This window comes from Pseudomonas sp. 2822-17, from assembly GCF_002742485.1.
Classification (GTDB): domain Bacteria; phylum Pseudomonadota; class Gammaproteobacteria; order Pseudomonadales; family Pseudomonadaceae; genus Aquipseudomonas; species Aquipseudomonas cyclaminis.
Genome location: NZ_LJRZ01000244.1, coordinates 1 through 271, shown reverse-complemented (window position 1 = coordinate 271; position 271 = coordinate 1). Strand labels below are relative to the sequence as shown.

Annotated in this window: 1 pseudogene; it reads right to left on the bottom strand. The window is 39.5% G+C overall.

The window, feature by feature from the left end:
• A pseudogene (locus AOA60_RS01765) lies at positions 1–271 on the bottom strand (HAD family hydrolase); the annotation flags it as partial.

Genomic DNA, 271 nt, shown 5'->3' with positions numbered 1-271 from the left:
GTATATTTTTCTCTTTCATAAGCTTAAAATTACCAATAATAACCTTTTCATCTTTGACCGCAGCCTCAATACCGTGCCCCGTAATGGACTGAAAGCTTTCTGGTTCAGTTAAGGGTAATCCCTTTTCCTTTGCAGCTTGAACAATTGCGTCCCCTAGTGGGTGTTCTGATGAAGTTTCTACAGATGCGGCTAATATTAACACCTCTTCATCGGAATATGATCCAATGTTGATTACATTCGTAAGTTTAGGCTTTCCTTCTGTGATTGTACC